22 protein-coding genes are annotated in these 24,386 nt (G+C 63.2%); 4 read left to right on the top strand and 18 right to left on the bottom strand.

Annotated features, from left to right (window positions below):
- Nucleotides 1-56 precede the first annotated feature (56 nt).
- The 15 genes from AAG688_RS14330 to AAG688_RS14260 form a co-directional block, all read right to left on the bottom strand.
- Nucleotides 57-521, bottom strand: coding sequence for a hypothetical protein (locus AAG688_RS14330; RefSeq protein WP_024889539.1), 465 nt, complete (start codon nucleotides 519-521; stop codon nucleotides 57-59).
- Nucleotides 522-621: 100 nt separating this feature from the next.
- Complete coding sequence (locus tag AAG688_RS14325; protein WP_024889540.1) at nucleotides 622-1,014, bottom strand: hypothetical protein; 393 nt, start codon at nucleotides 1,012-1,014, stop codon at nucleotides 622-624.
- A gap of 27 nt (nucleotides 1,015-1,041) precedes the next feature.
- The gene (locus tag AAG688_RS14320; protein ID WP_081770066.1) at nucleotides 1,042-1,293 is read right to left on the bottom strand and encodes a hypothetical protein; all 252 of its coding nucleotides are present in this window, start codon (nucleotides 1,291-1,293) and stop codon (nucleotides 1,042-1,044) included.
- A gap of 875 nt (nucleotides 1,294-2,168) precedes the next feature.
- Nucleotides 2,169-4,184 carry a DNA topoisomerase III gene (locus tag AAG688_RS14315; RefSeq protein WP_024889541.1) on the bottom strand — a complete coding sequence of 672 codons (2,016 nt, stop codon included), beginning with the start codon at nucleotides 4,182-4,184 and terminating at the stop codon, nucleotides 2,169-2,171.
- A gap of 325 nt (nucleotides 4,185-4,509) precedes the next feature.
- Nucleotides 4,510-4,914, bottom strand: coding sequence for a single-stranded DNA-binding protein (locus AAG688_RS14310; RefSeq protein WP_024889542.1), 405 nt, complete (start codon nucleotides 4,912-4,914; stop codon nucleotides 4,510-4,512).
- 73 nt (nucleotides 4,915-4,987) lie between these two features.
- Nucleotides 4,988-5,536 (bottom strand): DUF3158 family protein, encoded by a 549-nt coding sequence (locus tag AAG688_RS14305; protein ID WP_024889543.1) that lies wholly within the window; start codon nucleotides 5,534-5,536, stop codon nucleotides 4,988-4,990.
- Nucleotides 5,533-6,321: a PFL_4669 family integrating conjugative element protein gene (locus AAG688_RS14300; protein ID WP_024889544.1), complete on the bottom strand. Its 789-nt coding sequence runs from the start codon at nucleotides 6,319-6,321 to the stop codon at nucleotides 5,533-5,535. The genes AAG688_RS14305 and AAG688_RS14300 overlap by 4 nt, the downstream gene beginning before the upstream one ends.
- 290 nt (nucleotides 6,322-6,611) lie before the next feature.
- A complete protein-coding gene (locus tag AAG688_RS14295; protein WP_411832898.1) occupies nucleotides 6,612-7,790 on the bottom strand; it encodes an STY4528 family pathogenicity island replication protein in 1,179 nt (392 codons plus the stop codon).
- 4 nt (nucleotides 7,791-7,794) lie between these two features.
- Nucleotides 7,795-8,355, bottom strand: coding sequence for a DUF2857 domain-containing protein (locus tag AAG688_RS14290; RefSeq protein WP_024889546.1), 561 nt, complete (start codon nucleotides 8,353-8,355; stop codon nucleotides 7,795-7,797).
- Between the two features lie 20 nt (nucleotides 8,356-8,375).
- A complete protein-coding gene (locus AAG688_RS14285; RefSeq protein ID WP_024889547.1) occupies nucleotides 8,376-10,058 on the bottom strand; it encodes a ParB family protein in 1,683 nt (560 codons plus the stop codon).
- Entirely contained in the window at nucleotides 10,051-10,293 is a 243-nt protein-coding gene (locus AAG688_RS14280; RefSeq protein ID WP_024889548.1) for a type II toxin-antitoxin system HicA family toxin, read from the bottom strand. The genes AAG688_RS14285 and AAG688_RS14280 overlap by 8 nt, the downstream gene beginning before the upstream one ends.
- The gene (locus AAG688_RS14275) at nucleotides 10,277-11,140 is read right to left on the bottom strand and encodes a ParA family protein (protein WP_024889549.1); all 864 of its coding nucleotides are present in this window, start codon (nucleotides 11,138-11,140) and stop codon (nucleotides 10,277-10,279) included. The genes AAG688_RS14280 and AAG688_RS14275 overlap by 17 nt, the downstream gene beginning before the upstream one ends.
- Before the next feature lie 35 nt (nucleotides 11,141-11,175).
- Complete coding sequence (locus AAG688_RS14270) at nucleotides 11,176-11,394, bottom strand: AlpA family transcriptional regulator (protein ID WP_024889550.1); 219 nt, start codon at nucleotides 11,392-11,394, stop codon at nucleotides 11,176-11,178.
- 121 nt (nucleotides 11,395-11,515) lie between these two features.
- On the bottom strand, nucleotides 11,516-12,244 hold the full coding sequence (locus AAG688_RS14265; RefSeq protein ID WP_024889551.1) for a hypothetical protein: 729 nt from the start codon (nucleotides 12,242-12,244) through the stop codon (nucleotides 11,516-11,518).
- Nucleotides 12,245-12,917: 673 nt separating this feature from the next.
- Nucleotides 12,918-13,283 carry a helix-turn-helix domain-containing protein gene (locus tag AAG688_RS14260; protein WP_024889552.1) on the bottom strand — a complete coding sequence of 122 codons (366 nt, stop codon included), beginning with the start codon at nucleotides 13,281-13,283 and terminating at the stop codon, nucleotides 12,918-12,920.
- Nucleotides 13,284-13,814: 531 nt separating this feature from the next.
- Here AAG688_RS14260 and AAG688_RS14255 point away from each other — a divergent pair.
- From AAG688_RS14255 to AAG688_RS14245, 3 genes are all read left to right on the top strand, one after another.
- The gene (locus AAG688_RS14255; protein ID WP_411832897.1) at nucleotides 13,815-15,614 is read left to right on the top strand and encodes a tyrosine-type recombinase/integrase; all 1,800 of its coding nucleotides are present in this window, start codon (nucleotides 13,815-13,817) and stop codon (nucleotides 15,612-15,614) included.
- 202 nt (nucleotides 15,615-15,816) lie between these two features.
- On the top strand, nucleotides 15,817-18,900 hold the full coding sequence (locus AAG688_RS14250) for an NACHT domain-containing protein (protein ID WP_411832896.1): 3,084 nt from the start codon (nucleotides 15,817-15,819) through the stop codon (nucleotides 18,898-18,900).
- A gap of 68 nt (nucleotides 18,901-18,968) precedes the next feature.
- Nucleotides 18,969-22,271, top strand: coding sequence for a hypothetical protein (locus tag AAG688_RS14245; protein ID WP_411832895.1), 3,303 nt, complete (start codon nucleotides 18,969-18,971; stop codon nucleotides 22,269-22,271).
- 97 nt (nucleotides 22,272-22,368) lie between these two features.
- Here the strand turns inward: AAG688_RS14245 and AAG688_RS14240 are convergent, their stop codons facing one another.
- Nucleotides 22,369-23,133: a type IV toxin-antitoxin system AbiEi family antitoxin domain-containing protein gene (locus tag AAG688_RS14240; protein WP_411832894.1), complete on the bottom strand. Its 765-nt coding sequence runs from the start codon at nucleotides 23,131-23,133 to the stop codon at nucleotides 22,369-22,371.
- 45 nt (nucleotides 23,134-23,178) lie between these two features.
- On the opposite strand from AAG688_RS14240, the gene AAG688_RS14235 reads away from it, so the two are divergent.
- A complete protein-coding gene (locus AAG688_RS14235; RefSeq protein WP_411832893.1) occupies nucleotides 23,179-23,499 on the top strand; it encodes a type II toxin-antitoxin system PrlF family antitoxin in 321 nt (106 codons plus the stop codon).
- Between the two features lie 148 nt (nucleotides 23,500-23,647).
- On the opposite strand, the gene AAG688_RS14230 is transcribed toward AAG688_RS14235, so the two are convergent.
- Nucleotides 23,648-24,016 (bottom strand): type II toxin-antitoxin system RelE/ParE family toxin, encoded by a 369-nt coding sequence (locus tag AAG688_RS14230; RefSeq protein WP_411832892.1) that lies wholly within the window; start codon nucleotides 24,014-24,016, stop codon nucleotides 23,648-23,650.
- Nucleotides 24,013-24,303: a type II toxin-antitoxin system ParD family antitoxin gene (locus AAG688_RS14225; protein ID WP_411832891.1), complete on the bottom strand. Its 291-nt coding sequence runs from the start codon at nucleotides 24,301-24,303 to the stop codon at nucleotides 24,013-24,015. The genes AAG688_RS14230 and AAG688_RS14225 overlap by 4 nt, the downstream gene beginning before the upstream one ends.
- Between the last annotated feature and the right edge of the window lie 83 nt (nucleotides 24,304-24,386).

Raw genomic sequence — 24,386 nt, 5'->3', positions numbered from 1 at the left:
CCGCAGGGAGAAGCCCGAGGCCACGAAGGCTCCGGGCGGTGAAAGGCCGGCAAGGATCAGTCGCCGAAGTCCGTGGGATCGCCCAGGGCCTTCAACAGATCGATCAAGCCGCCGTTGGCGAGCTGGTACAGCGCGTTGTAGTCGTCGCCGGTCGGCACCTGCTCCAGGCGGTCGAGCCGGGCATCGAGGTCGAGGATGCTCTGGCGCACTTCACGGGCGAGCACCAGGGCTGGCGAGGGTTTCTCGCCATCGTCGGTCGCGCCCAGCGCCGTGAGTACGGCTTTGGGCGACAGCGCATCCTTGAGGGATTCGTACACTTCCGGCGTTTCGATGCGGCAGACCGCCTCGGTCTGCTCGCTGCCGATGGAGAATTGAGTGATCTCGTCGTCGTCGGCACCTTCGGTGTCGTAGTCGACGATCACGATCCGCGGATGCGGGATCGCACCGGACCAATCCTGGACGATGACGGTTTGGACGAGGCCGCCTTCAAGGACGACGGCGATGGAAGGGATTCGGGACATGGTCGCTCCTGGGAAAAGAAGGAGGGACATGGCCCCGAACGGGGACGCATGTCCCTCGTGGGGTTGGAAAAGAGAAAGCTGCTGGCTTGCCGGATGAGGTTCACCAGCCGGTGTAGTGCAGCGTCAGGTCGGCGATAACCTTGCGTCGCTGCAGATCGAGGCCGCCGAGGTCGGACAGGCCCTCGAAGCCGCAGCGTTTGAGCATCGCTCCGCCTTCGTGGCTGTTGTAGAAGCTCACCATTGCGGCGAGGAACATCCGCTGCCCGCCGCTCAGGACGCCCAGGGCGTCGCTGATCATCAGCAGGTTCGGACGCAGGTCCCACTTGGTGGTGGCTTTTTGCAGGCCCTCGCGCGTGCCGTCGCCGAACCATTCGGCGCCGGCGATCCTGGCGCCACGCTTCCAAGCCTCGAAGAAAGCCTGGGGCGCGTCGGTGAAGTGCTGTTGTTCCAGCACGATCTGATCAAGTACGTCGGACGGAAGAGACGAGTTCATGACGGTACTCCGGAGGGAGAGTTGGAATCAGGGTTCGAGACGCTGCTGCCAACGCCCGGTTGCCAGGGCGCGATCTGCGGCGTGCCGGGAACGGAAGTACTCAGCGGACTCCCGGGAGACGGGACCGTCGTCATCGGCTGTGCCGATGTAGTGACCCGCGGCGCTGTGGCGTATCCGCAGCGGCAGGCGCTTGCCCGTGTAGGCCAGGGCGAGATAGCCGATGGACTCGGCTCGGGCGTTTGCGGCGTTCAGTGACGCCGGTGTGGATCCAAGGGACATGGCTTCTCCTGGTTGAGGACCGGGAGGCCATATCCCGACGGGTATGGAACTCCCGTGGGGTGGAGGTGAAAGCATCGGCGTCGGGGGAAGACGCTCGTCCGCAAAACGATGCGAGGCGGACTGGTTCGGTCGGTGCGGGGAACCGCATCGCAGCCTTGAAGACCGGGGCTGCTGGCGTGGTGCTGACGGACGTCAGCGACACATGTGCGCAGGATTGGCCGCGCGCGTGGGCGCGTCATGCGGAAATCGGCATTCATCGCTCCCCCGATTGCCGGTCGGCGACGCCGCTGTCGTGCGGCGACGTCGGGGCTGGGAAGCGAGGTGGTGTTTGGGGTCTCCTGCTCGGGAGAGCGAAGGCTCGGTGTGCCGGGGCCGTAGCTCAGGAAAGCGGGAAGAAGACGCCGAAGGCGGCTAGCGCCTTCGGCTGCGAAGGAAGAAGCCACCCGTGGGCTGTCGCAGGGATCTGGCCGTCGGTGGAGCCTGTCGCTGCATCAGCAATCACACCCGACCCATGTCGTGGCTGGGGTCGAAATCGTTCGGCACACATCCGTGCACAAACGGAGCCCGTTGTTCCACCGGCGGGCACCGGCATCGATTACCGTCGACCCGAGGGGTCTCCCGAGGACTCGCTGGGCAACGGATGCCGGCAAATCCTCGGGGGACCTCTCGGGAGAGGCGGAAGAACACGGATCAGTGGAATGGCGTCGAACGCGATTCGGGGAGCAAGGGCCTTCTCGTCCCGCGGGCCTTGGGGGCGCGGCGGGACGCGCACACCGTCGCAGAAGGTGACGCGCGCTAGGGATGTCCCGCGGGGTGCGCGGGAAACGGGCCTCGCCGCCGCTGGCGCGGCCGACGTGGCGCAGGGTTCGAGAGCGTCAGGACGCCTTGGGTGAGGTACGCCGTTTGCGCGGCGCGCTGCGCTTGCCGGCCGAGGATTCGACAGCCATCGTGCCCTTGCAGTCCGGATACCAGCTGCAGGACCAGAAGGCGCCGCTCTTGCCGCTGCGCTGGCGCATTGGCGAACCGCACTGCGGACAGGCCGGTGCAGGCGGCAGCTTGATGGGAAGCGTTGCAGCGCGGTACTGCTGCACGAGCTGGGTAACCCAGGCAGATTGCTTGGCGATGAACGTGTCCAGCGTCATCTGCCCGGCTTCGATCACGTCCAGTGCCTGCTCCCACACCGCTGTTGTGCCGGGATCGGCAATCGCTGCGGGCACGGCGTCTATCAGGGTGAAAGCCGCGTCGGACGCGCGGATCGCGCGCCCCTTCTTCAGCAGATAGCCACGGCCCAGCAGGCCGCTGATGATGTTGGCGCGCGTGGCCTCCGTGCCGATGCCGGTCGTATCCTTGAGCTTCTGTGCCAGCCGCGGATCGGTGACCAGCTTGGCGACGGACTTCATGGCCCTGACCAACTCGCCTTGGGTATACGGCTTGGGCGGCAGGGTCTTCAGTGTCTTCAGATCGACGGCGCCGATCGGACAGAACAGGCCGGTGTGCAACGCCGGCAACACCTGGCTGCGCTGCGTGTCCTCATTGTCCGCATCATGCGGTTCCGGCGCCGCCAGCGCCTGATGCCATCCGGGGACGATGATCTGCTTGCCCACCGCCACGAGCGATTGTCCGGCGCAAGTCAGCTGGGCCACGGTGCGGTCGAACTCATGAAACGGCAGGAACTGCGCGAGATAGCGGGCGCGGATGAGCCGGTACAAAGCCAATTCCTTGTCGTTCAGCGCCGACAGGTCGATCGGTTCGAGCGTGGGAATGATTCCGTGGTGCGCGGTGACCTTGGCGTCGTTCCACGCGCGCGAGCGTTGGCTGCGGTCAAGCCGGGCGACCAGCGGGCGAAGGCTCGGATCGGTCTTGACCAGACTGTCGAGCACGGTCGGTACTTCAGCCAGCATGCTCTCGGGCAGGTAGCCGCAGTCCGGCCGTGGATAAGTCGTTGCCTTGTGTACCTCGTAAAGAGATTGCGCGATGTTCAGGGTCTCCTGCACATCGAGCCCCAGCTGTTTGGAACACACTTCCTGGAGTGTGCTCAGATCGAACGGCAGCGGCGGACCTTCGCGCATGCGTTCGGTCCCGACCGACGCCACCCGGGCACTGCCGGCGGCGCGCATGCTGGCGACCGCCTGCTGCGCCACGGGCTGCTGCAGGCAGCGGCCTGCCTCATCGGTGCAGCCCTTCGGCGCCGTCCAGCTTGCCGTGAAAATCTGGCCCGCATGGGTTAGCGAGACGTCGATGGGCCAGAACGGAACGGAGACGAAACGCGCGATCTCGCGGTCGCGATCCACCACCATCTTCAGCGTCGGTGTCTGGACGCGGCCGACCGACAACACGCCGTTGTAGCCAGCTTGTCGACCGAGCACGGTAAACAGCCGGCTGAGATTCATCCCCACCAGCCAGTCCGCCCTGGATCTCGCCAGGGCCGAGTAGTACAGCGGCAATGTCTCGCCGGAAGGCTTCAGCGCGCCGAGTGCCTTGCGGATCGACGCATCGTTGAGCGCTGACAGCCATAGCCGCTGAATCGGCCCCCGGTAGCTGCACAGGTCGATGATCTCGCGGGCGATCATTTCGCCTTCGCGGTCGGCGTCGGTGGCAATCACCAGCTCGGTGGCCTGGCCGATCAGTTGCTTGACGGTCTTGAACTGCGTGGCGGTCGCGGCCTTGGGCTCGACGCGCCAGCGATCGGGGATGATGGGTAGCTGTTCGATGGACCAGCGCTTGTAGCGCTCGTCATAGCCTTCGGGCGGAACGGCCTCGACAAGGTGGCCGATGCACCAGGTGACGACGGTGCCCGCGCCGCTGTAGCAGCCGGTGCCGCGCTGGCTGGCGCCCAGCACGCGGGCGATGTCCTTGCCTTGGGACGGCTTCTCGCACAGAAACAAGCGCATGAAGCCTCCTGGGTGTGCGTGACGGTCATCGAATGGCCCTCAGCATTCCCGGCAGACTCGTTTGTGGCAGCAAACAACGTGGAAACCGCAGACTCCCGCTTTGCGGACGCTGGCGCAGCGCCCGGAAGTCGCGCGCTGGCGCAGGCAGGTTGCCGGCATGGATTGCCGCAATAGCGCGACGGCCTGCGCTGTACCAGGAGCGTCTGCATTGGCGGCGCAGCGCTCCATGGACGTCAGTGGAGCTATCCCCTGGGGATAGCCGGCGGCTGGATGCGGCGAGGAAGCGGAGCAGCGATCGGCGAACGGATCGCCGCTCCACCAGGTTTCATGTGGAGTCCGAGCCCGAATCCGAGTCGGTGCCGGCCGGCTTGGCGCTGAGCTTCACCGACTCCACGCGGAACGGCAGGATGCCGACGCGGCGCGCTTCGATCTTGAACGTGGTGCGCTCGTTCTCCTCGGCGTCTTCCCACTCGTCCTTGACCGTGCGGCCCTCGACCAGCACACGCATCCCCTTCTGGTACAGGGTCCGCCAGTGCTCGGCGTCGCGATGCCACAGCTCGACCGGCGCCCAGTAGCCGCCGCGGTCCTCGTAGCCATCCTTGGTCGGGATCGGATTGTCGAAGTAGACGTTCAGGCGCAGCAGCCTGCGCGGTTCCTCGTTGCCGTTCGGGAACTCCCGGTAGTCAGGCGCAGAACCGATGTTGCCTTCGCCAACGAAATGCGTGCTCATGTTTGGACTCCTTGGGTGGGTGGGATGACCGGCGCTACCGATGGTTGGCGCAGGTCTTGGGGGTGGTGTCGGATCAGGTGCGGGTGGCGCCGTTGGACGCGCTTCGGGCCGTGCTGGCCCCGTTGCGGCGCTGGTAAACCTCGTGCGCCAGATCGAGCTTGCTGGCGCATTCGAGAGCCTGTCGTCCGAGCGTATGCAGCAGGCTGATCTGCATGTTCAGCACGACGCGCTGGACCTCCATCGCGAACAGGTCGTCGATCAAGGTGTCCGGCGTGGCCGGGCTCTCCATCAATTCCTGCCACAGGGCCACGCCCATTGCGGAGCGGTCCTGCCTGCGCCAGCGCAGGAAGACGGTGCCTGCGCCAGTGGTCTGCTGGGCCAGTTGAATGGGCAGCAGGCGGAAGGGATAAGTGCCGGCCTGCGCCAGCACGCGCCGCTGCGCCAGTTCGATCAGCGCATCCCGCATCGCGTGACACCGGCTGGCCCAGTCCTGGAGAGGTCCCTTACCCTTAAAAGGCTGTAAAAGGCCCTTTAGAGAGGCTGCGTGTTCCAGTTGCTGGAAGTCAGTCTGTTCCAGGCTGAAGAAGCGCCGGGGAGCGCTGGCGTCGGTCGCGGGCTTCATGCCGGCTCACCCTCGTCGGCCGCGCTCGGTTCTGCGCTTGGCTGACCGTCGTCGACTTCGTGCGCAGCTTGACCGTCCTCCATCGCCTGGCGGCGGGGCGAGGACGACAAGGGAGAGCGCCGCGCGATGGGCGGGGCGTAGCGCGAGCGCCGCGTGCCTTCGAGCACGTCCTGCGGCAGTTCTCCGTACTTCTCGAGGGCAGCACGCGCCGCGGCGTTCTTGGCGGCGAAGTCGTCGCGGGTGCAGCCCGAGTAGCGGTATTGCTGGGCCAGCGAGAAGAGGCTGCGCAGCGCGTGGGCGCCTTCGTTGAGCCAGCGTTCCAGCGTCGAACGATCGATCAACGCGGTGTGGTGGGCCAGGATCAGCTTCCGGGCCAGGTCGTCGTAGTCCGCCAGCAGATAGACCGCCATGAAGCCCAGTTGCGCGTTCACGAACAGGGGCAGCTTCACCGGCTGCACGTTGAGGTTCTCCCCCAACGACAAGGCGGGCGGCACATCCGATAGCGCTTGGTCGACCTGTTCGCGCAGCGCCTGCAGGCTGGCCTTGGTCTGCGTGAGCTTCTCCTCGATCCGAAGCATCCACCAGTCCGAATACGGGTCGTCCTGCTCGGCGCCGCGCTTCATCTTGTTCATGACCGCGATGTAGCCGTTCAGCCCGACGATGCCCGCCCGTCCTTCCGACGGTGCGCGACCATGCCAGATGCGCGAGGCGTGATGCGTGTGCAGCGTGAGCGACATGGCGCTACGCAGCGATCCGAGATTGAGTTGCAGGGGTTCGTTTGCCATGAGGACGACTCGCGGGTGATGAACGAGCCGCCAGCATCCCGGCGCGCGGGAAGGCCGTCAGTCAACAAATCGAACGAGCACGATGCCGGTTTGGGAAGCCTGCGGAAGGCTTCCTGTCGCAACTATCCCCAGGGGATAGCGCTATGGAAGGCCAAGGAAATCCAGTCGGACAGGGCTCGACGTCAGCGCGTCAACATTGGGCTTGGTTCTGGCAACGGCTGGCGAGAAGGCTTCCTGCTGCAACTATCCCCAGGGGATAGCGCCATGGAGCGCCAAGGACATCCGCTCGATCAGGACTTGTCCAGCATCGAACGCAGGTGCGCAAGGTGGGCGCGAACCACGTCGGGGCTGGCGGCCTTCGGTGGACGCGCGATCGGTTGAGTCGCCGCTGGCGGACTCCTGGTGTCGCCCTGTCCGGCCCAAGCTTTGAACTCACCGCGGATGGCCTTCTGGATGATGCCGAACAGGTAACCGGCGGGGTTGCGCACCGTGCTGCCCCGGCAACGCGCGTTCCACTCATCGAGCACCGACTGGCGCTGTTCGGCATCGACCCGCTGCAGGGCCACCAAGGCTCCGGCCTGTTGCTCATGCTTCATCTGCTGGAATCGTTCCGGGAGGCGAAGGTGCTGCAACGCGCGCGGTACTGTACGTACTTCTTTGATACTGAGTACTTCAGTACGGTCCTGCTTCGGATTCCGAAGGAGGTCGGTTTTGCTGGCTTCCGGGCCTGCTTCGGAATCCGAAGCAAGCTGTGATCGGCTCCGAAGAAGGGCCGCGAAGCCTTCTTCGGATTCGTGGTCGGTGTCGTCCTGTGGATAAGTCTGAGGTTCGCCTTCGACCTGCCGGGACATGCGCTGTGCCAGTACCTGGAGACGGGTCGGCAGCACGTGGCCGTTGATCAGCGGATCGCCGGCCACTTCCCGCAGTGCCTGTTGCCCCACGCGCTGGATCGCCTTGCTCGCATGGGTCAGCGCATGGCTGACCAGTTCCAGGTAGCCCGAATCGAGCTGCATCGCCTCGAACGGGCTCAGTGGTTCGTCGTGGAGCACGTAGAGGTTACCGAGGATGCGGCCGCTCCTGGCGTCGCGGCGGCGTCGCACCAGGCTGAGCCAGCGCGTGAGCCTCAGCACTGTCAGGGCACGTGCGACGGTCTCGTGGGAAGCCTTCGGCGCACAGGGCATTGATGTCAGCCACGGGCGCAACTGCTCGTAGGTCGGCCACGCAGTCAGGCCATCGTCGTTGAGCATCAGGCGGCACACCTGCCAGGCGTTGCGTTCCAGCGGGGTAAGCCGGCGGTCGAAAAACAGGCCCCGCGGCACCGCTTCGTGTCGGTTCCCGCTGAACAGGAAGCCATCTTGCGGCGTGCTCGTGCCGGTTCCGGTGCGTGCCGCTTCCAGGCGCCCCAATGCGCCGTCGAGCAAGGTCGATAGCGATACGGGACCAGTCGTGCTGGATCCAGGCGTCACCATGGACCTACACCAGCCCTTGATCGATCCAGCTCCGTATCGCGGCCCAGATCACGGACATGGGTAATGACAGCGACTCGGCCAGGTCCATGGTCAATGTCAGCATCGTCGTTTCATCGTTCAGGGCGATGCCGCGTTCGTCGAGGGCGGGCTTCCACTGGCGCCACAGCGCTGTTTCCTGTTCTTCGTTCAGGACCGGGTGCCGACCCTTGCGCTTTGGCAGCCCCAGGATTTCACGGCGCAGCGCGACCTCCTGATGGGTAAGACCGAAGAACTTGCTGACCATCTCGGTGCTGGCGCCCAGCCGGAGCATGCGATCGACGGTGTTGATCTCGTGCTCGATGTCGTGCATCTGGCTGACCAGCCGCCATAGCATGTCCGTGTTCACCTTGACCGAGCACCAGGGCACCCGCGCATTGGCGAGCAGCGCGACCAGCGCCGGTTGTTTGAGCACGTCCAGTTCGCGCTCTCCGAACCCCATCGCCAGGCAGCGGCGCAGCTGGCCGTTGCGCAGGTCGTGTAGTGCCTGGGCGACGACAGCTTGGTTCAAGGGATGGGGTGCCGACATGATCGCCTCCGGTCCGCTGCTCAGGTCGTGGAGCCGCTGGTCGTATCGGCGTCCAGGTCCATCAGGCGACGTGCCAACCGGAGCAGGCGAAAGAGCTTGACCAGTCCGGTGTCGCTGAGACGGGGTATGTCCGCCGTGCCGAGCGCGCTTCCTAACAACAGCGCACCGAGTGTCGCTTCCAAGTCCAGCGGCTGAGGCGGCCGTTCGGCGCCCTGGCGCTGGCTCAGGGCATGCAGTAGCGCCAGGACGGTTCGACCGAATGTCGGCAACGAGGAAGGGTCATCGAGGTGACACGTGAAGCCGACGCCCGCGTCGGTTGCCTCAATGCGGTTGGCAAGCTGCGCCTCTCCGGCGATCTCATGGGCGAACTGCGCGATGTGTGTGCGCAGTCCGTCAGGCGTATCCAGCCCCGGTTCGATGTACCAGACGTCAGAGATGGGAAACAGGCCGCCGGCTTGGACGGGAATTGCCCGTAGCACGCTGTCTCGGAAGTCGGGACGATCCTCGCCGGTATGTTCCGCGACCAGTTGCTGGATCGCCTGCAACCGCTCAGTGCTTGCCGCGGGCGAGACGATGTGGCCTTGCAGTCGGTGTTCTTCGTCGCCTTCGGATGGCGCGTGCGTCGAAGGGGCCGCCGATGGAGCCTTGGGTGGCTGGGCCTGCCTGATGGCGGGCTGGGATTGGCTCTCCTTCGTGACGTCGGCCGCCTGATGAGTTCCCGCTAGGGGTTGGAGCCTGAGCGGCGGCGTGGCCGACATGGAGGCAGGCTCCGGCGTCGAAGGTTCAGTAGGCAAGCTCGGCGGACTGGTCACGGCGCGCTGCCGGCTTTCGACATTGACGATATCCAGTTCCAGCGCGTTGTAGTCGATGCCCAGCAGGTCCGACATCTGGCCGATCAGTTCGTCCTGGACGCGTTGGGCGGTGAAGGCGTCGGGCCGGGTATCGAACTGCGCCAGGACTTCATGGAACAGCGTAGTGAAATCGGTCGGCAGCGCCTTGCCCTGTGCCCGCGTCTCCCAAGCCCATTCGGCGGCCTTGCGAAGGACGGCCAGCCGCTCGGCTTGATGTCGGCCGAGCCCACCATAGAGGATGTTGGGGATCGCGGGCAGCAGGTAGCGCACGGTGTCTTGCATGCGACTGATGTGCGATTGCTGGATCGGATAGCCGTCGGCAGCAAGGCGGCGGGCGAGTTCGGACTGCGACAGCGGTTTGCTGTTCTCCTGCTCATACAGCTCGCGTGCTTTTTCGATGCCCAACGCACGTTCGATGAACGTGAGGCCGCCATGTAGTTCGTTCTCGGCCAGGTGACCGGTGAGTGCGATGATTTCGCCGCGTTCGGGCCAGGGGCGGAACAAACAGGAGATGCGGAAGAAGCGCTCGTCCTTCGTCTCCGACCACAGCTCGCGCAGGATCGCCAGCCGCGTGTTGCCACCATTGCGGATGATGTAGTGGTCGGCGTCGGGACGTCGGGTGATCGGTGGCGGCGCGTCCAGGCCACGCTCACGGATCGACGCCTTGATTTCGTCGTACAGCGGATTGCGGGTGATGCGCGGATCCAACTCGTAGGGGCGCAGCTCGTCGAGCGTCACGACCATGGGCGTGTCCGCGATGGGATCGCTCAGTGTCCGTGCGGCGGGGCCTTGCCGTTGGAAGCCCTCGGCCAGCAGCTTCGAGGCCATGTCGGCCGGCGTCAGCTCAGCCATGGCCGTCTCCTGGCTCGCTGGCCTGCCGATCGGCACGCCGCAGCTGGGCTCGCGCGTTGCGCGCGGCCCGGTGGTCGCTGGCCGTGGAGCAGGTATAGATGGGCGGCAGGCCCGGCTTCGTGAACTTCAGGTGGCCGCCGGGCGTGCGTACCACCTCCCAGCCCTCGCGCAGCGCGAAGGCGATCAGGCCGCGAAGCTGCTTGTGCCCGCGCGTCAGGTCATGGGCGCTGGACATGGCCTGTCTCCCGCGGCGCCTTCCCGTCTACCTGGCTGAAGGCCGCCTGCCAATGCGGCAGCAGCTCGCACGCGACCGCGCGGATCGTCTCCAGCGCGCTTGGTGCGCTGCGTCCGGTGGGGCGCCGGTTCTCCACCCGATGCACGGGCAGTCCCTGCGTCGCCGCGCGCGGATAGGCTTCGATCGCCGGAACGGCGGTGTCCAGCACGCGCACGTCGCTGCGCCCGTCGAATATCTGGCGCAATGCCTGCTGGATCACGCGGGCGTTGGCCGACACCGGATGCACGCGGTTGAGCAGCAGGCTCAGATGGGGCGGCTTGATGCCCAGATGCCGGTAAGGCGCGATGTCCTCGATCAGCTGCAGCGTCCCTCGCCGCAACTCTCGGGCCGCGAGGATTTCCGGCGTCACCGGCGACAGCGCCATGTCGGAGGCCAGGACGGCCATCTCCAGGAGCGCGCTGCGCGCTCCCTGCGTGTCGAGCAGCACCAGGTCGTAGCTCGCCTGGAAGGTGGGGAGCAGATGCCGGAGCCGCAGGCGCCCATCGGGCGCATGGAGCAGCAGCGTGTTCAACTGCCCCTTGTCGTCGTTGGAGAGCACCACGTCGAGCCGATCGATGTACGTCCGGGAAACCAACTGTTCCAGGTCGCGCTCGTTGAAGGCCAGCAATTCGTAGATCCCGCTCGGTGCGCGATGCGCGAGCGGGTAATAGCTCGAAAGCGTCGGCTGGACGTCCAGGTCGACCAGCAGGACGCGCAGCCCTGCGTCGGCGGCGAACCCGCCCAGGTTCGCGGTCGTCGTGGTCTTGCCGACGCCGCCCTTGGTGGAAATGATGGAGATGACCAGCATCGTCTGATTCCTCGTCGCGTAGGTGAAGGACGGGGCTAGACGCGCTGGTTGCGGCGTTCAGCGATCCATTGCTCGACTTCGTGCGAGTCCCAACCGACTGCGCGAATCCCGAGACGAATGGCCTGCGGGAACTTGCCGGCCCGCATCAGGTTGTAGATGTGCGCGCGCTTGAATCCGGTCTTTGCCTCAACCTCGTCGCGGCGAAGGATGCGGCGCTCGCCCGCCGGCAGCGGAAGGGATTGGTCCTCCGTCATGGGGATCACTCCTTAGCGCTCAGGAGCGCTTGTTAGGGTGATCCGTAGTTGATTAGTCCTTGCCGGGGATGAACACCGCAAATGCGGTTTCCGCGACCGCAGATACGGGCTTGCGTTTGCGCTAGTGCGCCGCGCGCAACTTGCGGCGTGCCTGGGCGAACTTCGACTGCAAGGTGCGTTCGGTGATACCCATCAGGGATCCATGGTGCGCGATCAGCGCGCTGATCACCGCCTCCTGGCTGGTGAAGCGTGAGTACGGTACGCCGGATGGGGTGCGGCCGAGCATGACATCGAGCATCGCGCCGATGACGTTCAGGTAAGTCGACTCGGACCGATCGCTGAGCGGACAAGGTGCGCAGGACGCAACCGGAGCATCCTGCTTTTTCATCTGTTCCTGCAGCGTCCGCAACTGATGGCGGCACAGGTCAAGTTGTGATTTCAGCACTTCGCGTTCCACCAGCAGGGCACGGCCGGCTTCGATGGTGATGACCGGGTGGGCAATGCGCTCGGAGCGCGAGAAGAGAAAGGGCGGACGCTGCTCGGGATAGGTGTGAAGCATCCACCGCTTCAGGTCGACATGGCGAATGGTGAGGTCGGGGGAGTCCCAAAGCGACTCGTCGTGCATCGTGATGCCGTTCTGGCCGTAGGGCAGCTCGCCGTGGAAGATCGCGTCGTAGATGCGATCGGAGTAAAGGCGCAGCTCGTTGCAATGCGGGCAATCCAGGGTTGCCGGAAGCGTCCGTGATCGCACACCGGCCAGGATGTCCTCCCGAAACCGGAACAGCCCGGCCCATCGGATCGCGGCATCAATAGGCCGGTAGTACACGGCCGAAAGTGAGTTCCGTTGCATGTGGCTGTCTCCGTGCTGCCGCTACCTCATCGAAGGCTCCTCTGCGCCCAGCTCAAGGCTGATGCGTCGATATCCTGAGACCGGCGTGGTCGGGTAACGGGCCACATTGCCGGAGGGTGTTCAGCCGCACGAAGAGAGGGAGTTACCCTTCGACCCCTCTGGGCGTAGCATGTGAACTGCCAACAGCCACGTCCGCCGATGGCGGGCTGGCGGAGGGTGACTGCGCTGGTGGTGACGATGCGGATCGTCACGGCGACAGGCGGCAGGTCACACCACTGTCATGGTCGTGAGCGTCCAGTGAGCCGCCGTGCTTGACAAGTCTCGTTCCGAATACTGTGTGCTACTTGCGATCTATCGAGGGACGAAATCCGGTCCTGTCGTCGCAAGTGATGCCTGGCACCGGGTCGATCTCACCTGTTGCAGACCCGTTGGGTCTGCTGATAGATCGAAATGGAATTGCCAAGCGGGTGGACGCGAGCGTAGCCGACCCCTCCGGCTTGATCGCATGGGGCGCCAGGCGCAGCGATGCCAGGCAGATGCCGGCCACGGCAGCCGAGCTACGGCGCTACGCCGAACAGGCTTTCGGCGGCTGCCGCTATCAGCTTGGCCTGCGGAATGTCCGCGCCGGGCGCTACCAAGTCGAGCCAGGCCTCCAGCCTGGTTTTCGACAGAGTCACGGCATGGACTTCGTGTCGGGCGGTAGGGCTGAGCTGGTGCGCTTGCCGGTGGCGCGCAATCGGCGTGCGGGCGGTGGTGCCAGGGCCAGGTCCTGGAGCTTCCGTCCAACCCTGTCGTCGGCGGCAAGCGCTTGCAGGTCCTCCTCCAGACCGAGCACGGCCAACACCCGGACGTAAGAACCCAGCGTCGCACCCGGGTCGCCGGCTTCCACCTTGTATACGGTGGTCCGTGAGATACCCGCCCGCTGCGCCACGACGGCGTTGCTCAGCTTGCGCCGTAAGCGGGCCAAGCGCAGCCTCTCGCCCAGGTCGGAGAGCAGACGTTGCTCCTGTGGGAAAACGACGGGAGGTTTGCGAGGCATGTTTCTATTTTGGGCAAAACGTATGAAGATTGTCCATAATAGCGTTAACTTCTCCGAGACTGTCGCGGCACCGTCTGCGGCGGTCCGCTTGGCAGCGTGGGAGCCCTGACACTGGCTGTCGGTAGCCGTCGTTGGCCCCCGGTGGAACGTCTGCGTTGCCCAGCTTTGTGAAGCCGGCTAGACTAAGTCCAAGCGTCAGTCCAAGCGCTGCGCGGACTAGCGGGAAAAGCGTTCCAACTCAACCACATAGGAGTTGGATTCGATTCGCATCACCCGCTCAAATCCACTGAAGGCCATGGAGCGCCACTGACGTCCATGGAGTGCTGCGAATCAGAGGCCAATCAGGGGCTTAGGCCCCTTTTTCGTGGCTGCGACGTTCCAGGGACGTCTACCGAAATCCACCGACAGCCAGTCATTTTGAGTCCATTTTTTTGACCTTTTTTCAAGGGCTGAGAGCGATGGACTCGCTTGGGTGTCGCTGGCCGGCAGCGCTAGGATCTTCGTTTCCGACTTGGGTCAGGAACGGGCGCCATGCCGCTCAGGGACATCGCGGTCCGGCAGGCCCGGGCCACCGGCAAGGCCTACACCCTCGGCGATGGCCGCGGGCTGGCGCTGAATGTGGCCGCCAATGGCAGCAAGAGCTGGCATTTCCGATACCCTTGGCTAGGCAAGCAGCGACGCATGTCCTTGGGAACCTACCCGGAGGTCAGCCTCAAGGAGGCACGAACCCGTAGGGAGGCTGCCCGGGCTCTGGTGGCCAGTGGGGTGAATCCCCAGGAGCATCGCAAGCACGAACGACTGGTCCGGCACCTGGCGGAAGAACAGGTCTTCCAGGCTGTCTTCGACATCTGGGTCGAGCATCGTCGCCTCAGCCTGAAACCCAAGCGCCAAGGCAGCCTGGTGCAGATCCAGCGGATCTTCCGGAAAGACATCCTGCCAACGCTCAGGAAGCAGTCGATCTACGACATCAGCCGAAGCGATCTTGTCGCCGTGCTGGCAAAAATTGAAGCTCGCGGTGCACTCACCATTGCCCAGAAGTGCCGGCTCTGGCTCCGGCAGCTCTTCCGGTTTGCCATGGTCAAGTTCCCGGGACTCGAGCGCAATCCCGCGCTGGATCTGGATGCCGTTGCCCTGCCGAGGGTGCCAGTTGTCCACAATCCCTTCCTGCGAGTGGAGGAGTTGCCGCTGCTTCTGCAGGAACTACTTGGCTATCGGGGCCATCAGCAGATTCGACTTGGCTTGCGTCTGCTGCTGCTGACAGGCGTACGCACGGGCGAATTGCGATCCGCGACGCCGGATCAGTTCGATCTGGAGCGAAGGCTCTGGACTGTTCCTGCAGAGCTTGTAAAACAGCTGCAACTGACGATACGCAAGCAAGGCAAGCGGTCGCAGGACGTGCCGCCTTACGTCGTCCCCTTATCGACTCAGGCTCTTGAAGTCGTACGCCAGCTGCTTGGCTTCGTACGACCGGGTCAGCGCCACCTCCTGTCGCAACGCGGCGATGTAAAGAAGCCGATCAGCGAGAACACGCTGAACCAGGCACTCGAATCATTGGGGTTCAAGGGGCGCCTGACCAGTCACGGCATCCGCGCCACCATTGCCACCGCGTTGAACGAATACGGCTACCCCAAGGCCTGGATAGACGCCCAACTGTCGCATGCGGATGCTGAAGGCGGCGGGGCGGCATACAACCACGCCGAGTACATTGAGCAGCGCCGGCGCATGATGCAGGACTGGGCTGATCGTTTGGATCAGATGGAGCAAGGCGCCGCCGCTGTGACGAGTGCGTCGATATTGGGATCTACGGTTGCTTCGCGAGATGCAGAAAAGGAGCAGATCGCCCGGATCCTTTACTTGGAGGGCGGCACGATGGTTATCGTAGTTCCTCCTAGCGCTCCAGATGTGGTGAAGGGATCCGCCATTTCTGTTTCGGGCTCTTCGGCAGTACGGTTGCCGCCATCAGACCGCGATAGGCTGGAGGCTTACGAAGCACCGCACAACCTTCCACTGTCGGCGTACGCCGTGCTTGCAAAGAAGTCTTGCGAACAAATCCTTGGGGATATCAAGGCCAGACGACTGCTTGCGCTTTCCCTGGATGACCGGGGATACCGGATTCCTAGTTGGCAGTTGGATGCAACCAAGTATCTGTTGACTCTTACCGTATTATCCCTTGCGGACGAGATTGATGCTTGGGAAATCTATTGGGCTTTTTCCAGATCAATGAAGCGATTGGGGGCGCGAACGCCCCTGGAGACTGTGATATCGAGCACAATCCTTGAAGTTAGCGAAATCGTGTGTACCAACCTCCGCGAACAAAGATTAGATACCTAGTCTCTGAATAATAATAGTAGCCTGCTCCCGATAGCGGAATAGCGTTTGGGAATGACTATTTCGGGGGCAGATGCCTGAGCTAATGTAAGCCCGTAAATTTCGCTGATAGGTCGAGGAATCCGCCTCAATCTTGTTCGAAAAAATTAGATTCTGCATTGTGCGTAGTGCAGTATCTGCATCCACCATTTTGGATTGAAACTAAGTGGCAAATTCTCACATTCGCGTCGACAGTGTACGAGCGTCCCGGGACGGACATGAATTCCACGAGGCGTGGGTAGCGCGCAAGAGTCTGGGCTTATTGCTTCCTAGGGACGCCTTCGTCGGCATTGCTATCGAAGGCTTTTCGCCCGGTGACAAGGCCGCCAAGGAAGCCACGGAGATCGCGGATGCCGTCCTGTACTACGGCCGCTACGCATCATTCAAGGGAGCGACGCGAGTTGTCGTCGTGCAGGTCAAGTACTCGAAAGCGTCGGAGAATAAGCCTTTCCGTGCCACGGATGCCAAGTACACCATTGCGAAGTTCGCCAAAACCTATCGCGCGCTCAAGCGCGACCATGGCACCGCCAAGGCAAGAAGCCGTTTGCGTTTCGAACTCGTCACCAATCGTCCGATTCATCCGGAACTTACACAGGCGATCCAGGCGGTTAGCAAGGGACTACCCATGCACGGAGTGGTTAAAGCACAGGCCCAGCAGTTGCAAGTGGCGTGCAAGCTGCGGGGCAAGGATCTGGCCGAGTTCGTCTCTCGCCTTCAGATCACCGGTGTTGTCGGTGACCTGACAACGCACAAGCAGCAGCTGGCTATTGCCGTCGCGGATTGGTCTCCAGCTCGAGACTCGTTGGCACGACTGCGGTTGAACTTGCTATGCAACCTCGCCCGCACCAAGGCGAGCTTGATTGCCCAGGACCGCAATGTCATCACGCGGGCTGACATTCTGACGGCGCTGGAAGTCGCGCACGAGGACGATCTATTGCCGTGCCCGGCGAGCTTTCCGGAGGTCGGGGAGATCGTCGAGCGTTTGCAGCTTGCCGACGTCGCCAAAAGCGTTCCTGGCTTGACCCGCCCACTGATCGTCCATGCCGACGCCGGGGTGGGGAAGACCGTGTTTATGCGTTCTTTGGCGAGCCGACTGGCAGCAGATCATGAAGTAGTGCTGTTTGATTGCTTCGGCAGTGGCCAGTATCGGGCGCCGAGCGACGCCCGACACTTGCCGCAGCGAGGGCTCATTCACATAGCAAATCTGCTTGCCTGCCAAGGGTTGTGCGATCCGCTGTTGCCTGGCCCCAATCGCGACGACGAGTTGATTCGGATCTTTTGTTCCCGGCTCGCCCAGGCCGCCGAGACCGGACGCAGGGCGGATCCGGGTCGTCAGCTCGTGCTCCTCGTCGATGCCATCGACAACGCCAGCGAGCACGCAACGTTCCGTGGCGAGACCGCGTTTCCCAAGCTGCTGGTGGAGCAGATTGGTATCGCGGGAGCCATCCCTGGTGTCCAGATCATCGTCAGTTCACGTACTCATCGGCGAGAAAAGGCCACGGGGGCAATTCCATGCGAGGAGGTGGAACTGCGTCCTTTTACCTTGGACGAAACCCGAGGCTATCTGCGCCCGCGCGTTGACGGACTTACCGAGGCCAAGCTGCAGGTCGCGCAATCACGGTCCCGAGGCAATGCGCGCGTGCTCGAACACTTGGCGAAGGACGATCCTGGACTTTTGGCTCCAACCGAGTTTGAGAAGGTTATCGAGCTTGATGACTTGCTTCGCAAGCGAATCGACGATGCCTTAGGGGAAGCACGGAGACAGGGCTACCAAGATTCGGAGGTGAGGTCGTTCCTAGCCGGCTTGGCCACGCTTCCACCGCCGGTTCCCATTCAAGAGTTCTCCGAAGTTAACGGAGTGTCGGAGGGGGCGGTCAACAGCTTTGCGGCCGATCTGGCGCCCTTGCTGGAGCAAACCAAGCACGGATTGATGTTTCGGGATGAGCCGACTGAGACACTGATTCGCGAGACCTACGCCGCGGACAAGGAAACGCTGCGCATGTTGGCCCTAAACCTCAATGGCATGCAGGCAAAGTCGCTTTATGCTGCGACCACGCTCCCTGAGCTGCTGCAACAGTTGGGCGATGGCCAGCAGTTGTTCGATCTTGCATTCGACGACAGGCTCCCGGCGACGCTCACCAGTGCCGCCGGAAAACAGGCCATTCGTCAGGCCAGAATTCGTGCCGCGGTGGCTTACGCCGCACAACACGATGAGATCGAGCACCTAGTTCGATTACTGGTTGAGCTGTCGACCATCACATCCGTCAATCAACGCGGAACCCAATATTTGCTGGACCACCCGGATCTGACGGTCAACGCGGGCGATGTGGATTCGTTGCGGCGCCTGTTCGAGGCGCGGACCGACTGGCCGGGGACGCGCCACGCACGGCTGGCGATTGCACATGTCCTCACTGGAGACCTGGCTGACGCACATCGCCACGCGCAACGCGTTTACGAGTGGCAGCGACACTATTTCGACCAGGACGATGAAGGCCGTGCCCGCAAACATGGACCGACGGCCCTGGACATGGCGTCCCTGCCTCTGTGCCTGTTGGCGCGGGGAGAAGGCGAAGCGGCTGCCCATGAAATGGCGAGCTGGTATGACTGGTTTGGCTACGAGGTCGCCACACACCTGTTTGCCTTCATCAGGGCTGCTCAGGCAAAAGGGCTGATTGCCGCCGCCGCAGTGCGTCAATTCCTGACCTCAAAGGCCATAAAACCAGGAATACTCGCGGCCGCCATTGCACAGGCAGACGGCGATGCGCCGTTGCAGTGCGAACTCGTCGCTGCGCTGGCGAAGACCTGCCACAAGGCCAACTACGGCGAGCAACACTATCGCCCCCATGAGCGTCCGATTATTCGCGGCATGCTGCGGGCCGCAACTGTCGCGATGGTGCTGGGCATGCGCGATGAGTCCATCAAGATCTCAGCAGCCGCCAAGCTGCCGATCCCGGCACTGCACACTTTCATGGACGAGTACTGGACGGGGGATATCTATCCCTACATCGCCATCCAAGTCTTGGGCTGCCTAGCTCAGGGTCTGGTTCCGGAGGAAAGGCATCTTCTGCCCAGGGAATTGGCCGAAATTTCTGCCACCCTCCCGGGAGCATTGAAGGGTAATGACTTCCGAGACGCCCTGAAGAAGGCACTGCAGGACAGCCACCAGAAAGCGAGCAGCGAGCCCGAAGCGACTCGGCGCCTGAGCTATGAGACAAAAAGTTCAGCGGAGCGATCATTGACAGCCGCCTGAGCGCTTGGGAGCGAGTTGCGACAGCCTTCGCGAAAGCCATTGACGCGAGCGGTCGGAGCAACGGGCGATTGGCCCCGTTGATCGCAGTGTGGAGCGAGCTTCGGTGCAAGAACGACTACCACTCGGGAGGTGCCGCGGCCCAGCGCCAACACGATGTGGTCGGGGAGCGCCTGATTACCTTGGTATTGGGTGCCAGCCCCGACATGGATCTTGTGGAGGTGGGCGAATTCGTAGAGCGGGTAAGCAGTCCCGGCGTGGCGCCTCCGTCCAACGTCATCGAGATCATTGACATCCTGGCGAGCCGGGCTCGCTGCCACGTTCTTGCGGGAGCGGCGTCCCTGAGGGTGCGCGATGCCATTGAGCGCGAGGATGAGGTGACTCGAAGGGCCTCGTTGTACGCGAGGCTGTCGAGGGCGATCTCGCCCGCGAGCAAAGACGAAGCAGTGGACTACTTCCGAAGCGGCCTCGAACAGATGGACGCGATCGGTTCGGGCGACTGGGAGTTCGTCAACGAATTGATGCATTTCGCCAGCTCGCTCCGTGGTAGCGTGCTCGCCGATGAAGACAGCCACACACTGTCCAACATCTGTGACCTGAACCTGGGCGAAGAATACAAGTTCAACTGGGCCGGATACGGTTCGGCGCTCGCGCGGGCGGCGGGCGTTAAGGGTCTGGCACGACTTTGTCGTTGGGAAGACCGAGAAAGGATTTCACTGGATTACACCCTGTTGCCCTACATCAAGGCCCTGCTTGATGCAGAAAAGATCGAACCAGAAATCGCGCTGACCATGTTGCGCGTTTGTGATTCTGCAGAACTGTACATCTGTGGCACAGAGCACCTGATCGAAACCTTGGAAGCGTTGTCTCCCGCGCCTTCGCCAGCGATCGTGCACGAATTGATTCGCCAGTACGAACAAAACAATCCATCGTCATTTGGGGCAAAGGCACCTTTGGCCCTAGCGCGCCTTGCAAAGCGATTCTTGGGCGACACTTGTGAGGCCTATCCGCGGCTTACCTTGGCAGCCGAAACCATTGAGTCCACGACGCACGAGTACAATGACCTGAATAATTGGCGCGTTTCCACACCCGCACCCGGCCGGGAGGAAAGGCAGGCGGAAGAGGACGCTCATGTGGCTGCCGCCAAAGCGCGGGCCGAAGCCATTGATCCACAGGATGAGGCCGCGGTTGCCCAAGTGCTTGTGGACTTCGATGGTGCGTCACAATGGCGGCGTCTGGAGCGCGATGTCCTGGACGTTTTGCGGGCGCGGGTTCCGTTTGCAGGATGGGCGCGTTACATCGAAATAATTGCTCGGCAAGAATCCCTCGACCTTTACGACAAGCTCCACGAACTTGGTCAATGCAAGGCCAGCTGGTCTGGGGCATCGACCGCTGTGCCCAAAGCGCTCAAGGCCAGCGCTGAGCTGGTCATCCGGGCCAATGCAGGGGAGTTTGTCTCCGCTGGCAGCCTGTCCGGCTGGCACCTCAAGGAACTAGCAGAACTTACCGGCGCAGATCGACATGCGCTGACGATGGAACTTCTTAGGGAATTTTCCCTACCGAACACGGAAGTGCCAGCCTCGGTTTGGCTGGCCTTCGCCGCGTACTTCAATTCGAAGGCCGAACCAGGCACAGGCCAGAAAGCGCTTCATCGGCTGCTGCGCGGCGGGGCGGCGAAACTGGCCCCCCTAGTTACGGAAGGCGCTTGGGAAGAGGGCCTGTATCCGGAGGAAGATCCTGTGGAAGTGGCCGCCGGACTGATCTGGTTCGGGCTGGGGGCGCCGAAGGCCGATCGCCGCTGGATGGCTGCCCATAGCCTCAGAACGGCGGTACGGTTGGGGCGAGACGACGTCCTCGATGCGGTGGCCAGTCACTTCGACACGAAGGATGCTGGGCCATTCAGCGCCAAGGAACTGCCTTTCTTCTATCTGCACGCCCAACTTTGGCTGTTAATCGCCATGGCGCGCATCGCACTGGACGCGCCCGCGGTTATTGCACGTCATTCCAAATGGCTGTTGCGTATCGCCCTGGGCCGGGATGGCCCGCACGTTCTTAGGCAGCACTTCGCCAAGGCCGCGCTCGTGGCGTGCGAGCGGGCAGGGATCTTGAGCTTGAGGCGGGCCGAATCGAAGGCCTTGCAGGAGGTGAACTGTTCGTTGTTCGCCCCGATCACGTCTCGCGACTACCCGCAATATTCGTTTGCGGAGTCGCGACCTGCTGGCGCGTCGGTCCCCGCCAAGGAACTCCACTTAGAGTACGACTTCGACAAGTACGACGTATCCAATCTGAGTCGGCTGTTCGGTCAGCCCAAGTGGCAGACCCGCGACAGCATCAACCGCTGGGTGCGAGCACACGACACGCAGATCACCCACATGTATGACCTGGCCGGGCGCGCACAAAACCAGCGGCAGGGACGTGGCGAGATTACCGACGAGTACCACACCTACGGTGAGCAACTGTGTTGGCATGGCTTCCTTGCCGTAGCCGGGCAATATCTGGCTGCACACCCGATCGTGCAGACGCCGTATGACGAAGATCAGCCTTTCGAGGCGTGGCTGGATCGCTGGACGCTGACGAGCGAAGACGGCCTGTGGCTTGCCGACGGCACCGATTGGCGGCCTTTGGAAACGCGAATCAACCTGCGTGAGATCGGCCCCGAGGGAGTTGGATTGACGGCCGATTTGGGCAAGTTGTGGGCGGTGCTGGGCATTGGCGAGGCGCTAGGGGAATGGCTGGTTGTCGACGGCGACTGGAGTTCAGTGGATGGCGTCGGGGTGCACGTCCAATCGGCGCTGGTGTCGGCCAAGGCAGCGGACAAGGCCGCTGCGCGCCTGGCGAAATTAGAGCCATTTCAGGCGTTCTTGCCGCACGTGGAAAGTGACGAGGAGGCTGAAGGTCGCTATGGCAGCTCGCATGAACTGTATCGGCCGTGGATTGTCCAGCCTCAAGAATCGTCCGGGATCGACGGAGCGGATGTTCTGGGTGTTACGGGGGCCGCGCATCGGGCAAGGCTATCGAGAGACGCGATCCGCTTCGGGCAGCTCACACCTAGCGATCCGTTCGCTCGAACTTGGGTCGATGCCGCGGGCGTGAATGTCGTCCAAGCCCCGGTTTGGTGCCAAGTCGCCGATCGAGGCGATGTAGGACGAAGCACCGGCGCCAGACTGCTGTGCAATACTGATTTCGTCCGCCGATACCTGACGGCAAAGCAAGCCGACTTGTTGCTTCTGGTAATCCTGCGCCAGACCGATTCCGGCACCAGCAGTCGGTCTACTCAGTACTGGCACACGACTGCGGTGGTGCGCGTGGCCGCCAACGGGTCGATCAGCACTTATCCTGGCGTGGGAAACGAGTTGCACAAGCCCACCTACTGAACCGTCCGCGTTCGACGACCAGACGCCGTAGCAAGTCTATTTGGAGCGGACCTAGCTCGAGGTGATGCGTCCGCTTCTGGCCGATCGTGGTCTAGGTCTAGCCATGTGCAGCTAACACCGTCAGGTACGGGGCCATGGCTTTCCATGCGCCTGCCTGCCCGGCGAGTTGGGCGATCTCAGCAGGCGTGGCCTTACGTTGACGCAGTGTTTCGCGCATTGCTTTGATGACCACTGCTGTCCCGATCACGCGACGGTAGCGGAACAGATCGACGATCGTCTTGATGACACCATAGATCGGGACCGGGGTCTGCCCGATCATGTGATATTCGACGTTGGTCGTCAGCAGTTTGGGCGGGAAGCGGACGATCCGCACGGCGGGATAGGCAATGCGAGGGCGCCAGTCCTTCTTGCTCAGCGCCACCCAGACGTGGGTGGGGAGCTGATCGGTCAGGCCGTGGAAGGCCAGCGCCGAGGTCAGGCAGATGACGCCCCTAGGGATCAGTTTGGCCACCTCCGCCAGCGAGTGCTGCTGGCCGAGTTCCGCGTCGGTGAGCCGGTACAGGCCCCGGGCCAGCCGCGTGATCGCGCCATCCCGTTCCAGCCGTGAGACGGTTGCAGCCGTAATCCCGGCGTCGCCGAACTCGCGCAGACGCATCATCCCGCGGCCTTTCAGCAGCGAGAGGACTCGTTCCCGCTGGGAGACCTGGGGTGCCGACATCTGATAGAAAACCTCGGCCAAAATGAAAAAGTGCATAGGTTTTAACACATGCCTCTCCCGGGGTGTTGCCAGCCGCAGCCGGAACTCCTCCTGGTCCCGGTGGTATCCCTCGTCGCCCTCACAGCCCCGGGTGATTGGTCTCACGATGAGGGTGTAGTGTGGGTCTGCGCGATGTTGCGGAGCGTGACCATGCCGATCATTCATGAACAGGCCACTGTCACTGCGACGGGGCGACTCACCCTTCCGCGAGCGGTTCGGCAGGTGCTGGGGGTGGGGTGCGGTGATGCCGTAGCGTTCGATGTGTACGACGACGGCCGGGTCGTGATCAGTCGTGCGAGGGGCGAACACGAAGATCCGGCCATCCAAGCATTCCTGGGTGTACTGGCCCGGGATATCCGGCATGGCAAGCGCGTCCGGCGGCTTCCGAAAGCGCTGATCCACGCCATGCAAGCGCATGGCGGCAGTGGCGTTGATCCAGATGAGGAGATCGAGGGCGACGTTGCGCTCTGACGTGGACAGGGTTAGGGGCGGCCTGCGGCCGCACGAAACTCCGCATGGGCCGAGAATGATCGCGCTTTGCGTCGGTGTATTGAGCCGCTTGGAGGAGCGCGACCTCGCGCCATGCTGGCTGCAGGCGGACTGGACGCTTACCAGCCGGCTATTCCCAGGAGGTCTGGGGGTCCAGATGGCGCGCCAGTTCCATGGCCTCGTGCAGAACCCGGCCAATGACGATCACGTCGGAGTGCAGGCGGTAGATCAGAAAATGCCGGGGATGCTGCACGATCCCGAGCTCGGTGCGGGCGTGCTCTCGACTCAGGCGCAGGTGCCAGGACCGTACCGCGGTGCCGAGTTCGGGGCGTTCGAGACTGCCAGGACGATCCGGTTGCGTGGCGATATCGCGGAGTGCTGCGACGATCAGGGCTTCGTATCGCCCGCGCGCGACCTCGCCGAACTGCGCTTGCGACCAGGCCAGAATGTCGAGGATGTCGGACTGTGCCGCGGCAGAGAGCCGATACCCGACCATCAACCTGCCGTCTGTACCTGGCGAGCGGCCCGCTGGCCCAATTGCCCGATGAAGTCTTCCAACTGGTCATTGGCGATGTCGGTGTAGCGTCCGGCAGCCACGTCTTCCCAGCCCTGGCGGGCCGCCTGCTGGAGCGCCTTGAGCTTGGCCGCTTCGATGCGTTCGCGTTCCTCGATCAGACGCAGCCCCTCTCGCAGCACTTCGCTGGCATTCTGGTAGCGGCCGGATTGCACCAGCGTTTCAACGAGATCGTGTTGGTGATGGCTGAGCACTACGTTGCGCGTGGGCATGCTCGTTGTTCCGAAGCGGTTGAGGCACGGTCACTATAACGGGAATTGGCATATTATGCCAATGAGGCAGTACGGAGCGAGGG

The sequence above is a fragment of the Pseudoxanthomonas mexicana genome, assembly GCF_046736355.1.
GTDB classification, from domain to species: Bacteria; Pseudomonadota; Gammaproteobacteria; order Xanthomonadales; family Xanthomonadaceae; genus Pseudoxanthomonas_A; species Pseudoxanthomonas_A mexicana_B.
This window is presented reverse-complemented; position numbering and strand designations above follow the sequence as displayed.

What these genes read in the sequence shown, in the direction of transcription:
- AAG688_RS14330 (WP_024889539.1), bottom strand. Translation starts at nt 521, where the DNA reads ATGTCCCGAATCCCTTCCATCGCCGTCGTCCTTGAAGGCGGCCTCGTC.
- AAG688_RS14325 (WP_024889540.1), bottom strand. Translation starts at nt 1,014, where the DNA reads ATGAACTCGTCTCTTCCGTCCGACGTACTTGATCAGATCGTGCTGGAA.
- AAG688_RS14320 (WP_081770066.1), bottom strand. Translation starts at nt 1,293, where the DNA reads ATGTCCCTTGGATCCACACCGGCGTCACTGAACGCCGCAAACGCCCGA.
- AAG688_RS14315 (WP_024889541.1), bottom strand. Translation starts at nt 4,184, where the DNA reads ATGCGCTTGTTTCTGTGCGAGAAGCCGTCCCAAGGCAAGGACATCGCC.
- AAG688_RS14310 (WP_024889542.1), bottom strand. Translation starts at nt 4,914, where the DNA reads ATGAGCACGCATTTCGTTGGCGAAGGCAACATCGGTTCTGCGCCTGAC.
- AAG688_RS14305 (WP_024889543.1), bottom strand. Translation starts at nt 5,536, where the DNA reads ATGAAGCCCGCGACCGACGCCAGCGCTCCCCGGCGCTTCTTCAGCCTG.
- AAG688_RS14300 (WP_024889544.1), bottom strand. Translation starts at nt 6,321, where the DNA reads ATGGCAAACGAACCCCTGCAACTCAATCTCGGATCGCTGCGTAGCGCC.
- AAG688_RS14295 (WP_411832898.1), bottom strand. Translation starts at nt 7,790, where the DNA reads ATGGTGACGCCTGGATCCAGCACGACTGGTCCCGTATCGCTATCGACC.
- AAG688_RS14290 (WP_024889546.1), bottom strand. Translation starts at nt 8,355, where the DNA reads ATGTCGGCACCCCATCCCTTGAACCAAGCTGTCGTCGCCCAGGCACTA.
- AAG688_RS14285 (WP_024889547.1), bottom strand. Translation starts at nt 10,058, where the DNA reads ATGGCTGAGCTGACGCCGGCCGACATGGCCTCGAAGCTGCTGGCCGAG.
- AAG688_RS14280 (WP_024889548.1), bottom strand. Translation starts at nt 10,293, where the DNA reads ATGTCCAGCGCCCATGACCTGACGCGCGGGCACAAGCAGCTTCGCGGC.
- AAG688_RS14275 (WP_024889549.1), bottom strand. Translation starts at nt 11,140, where the DNA reads ATGCTGGTCATCTCCATCATTTCCACCAAGGGCGGCGTCGGCAAGACC.
- AAG688_RS14270 (WP_024889550.1), bottom strand. Translation starts at nt 11,394, where the DNA reads ATGACGGAGGACCAATCCCTTCCGCTGCCGGCGGGCGAGCGCCGCATC.
- AAG688_RS14265 (WP_024889551.1), bottom strand. Translation starts at nt 12,244, where the DNA reads ATGCAACGGAACTCACTTTCGGCCGTGTACTACCGGCCTATTGATGCC.
- AAG688_RS14260 (WP_024889552.1), bottom strand. Translation starts at nt 13,283, where the DNA reads ATGCCTCGCAAACCTCCCGTCGTTTTCCCACAGGAGCAACGTCTGCTC.
- AAG688_RS14255 (WP_411832897.1), top strand. Translation starts at nt 13,815, where the DNA reads ATGCCGCTCAGGGACATCGCGGTCCGGCAGGCCCGGGCCACCGGCAAG.
- AAG688_RS14235 (WP_411832893.1), top strand. Translation starts at nt 23,179, where the DNA reads ATGCCGATCATTCATGAACAGGCCACTGTCACTGCGACGGGGCGACTC.
- AAG688_RS14225 (WP_411832891.1), bottom strand. Translation starts at nt 24,303, where the DNA reads ATGCCCACGCGCAACGTAGTGCTCAGCCATCACCAACACGATCTCGTT.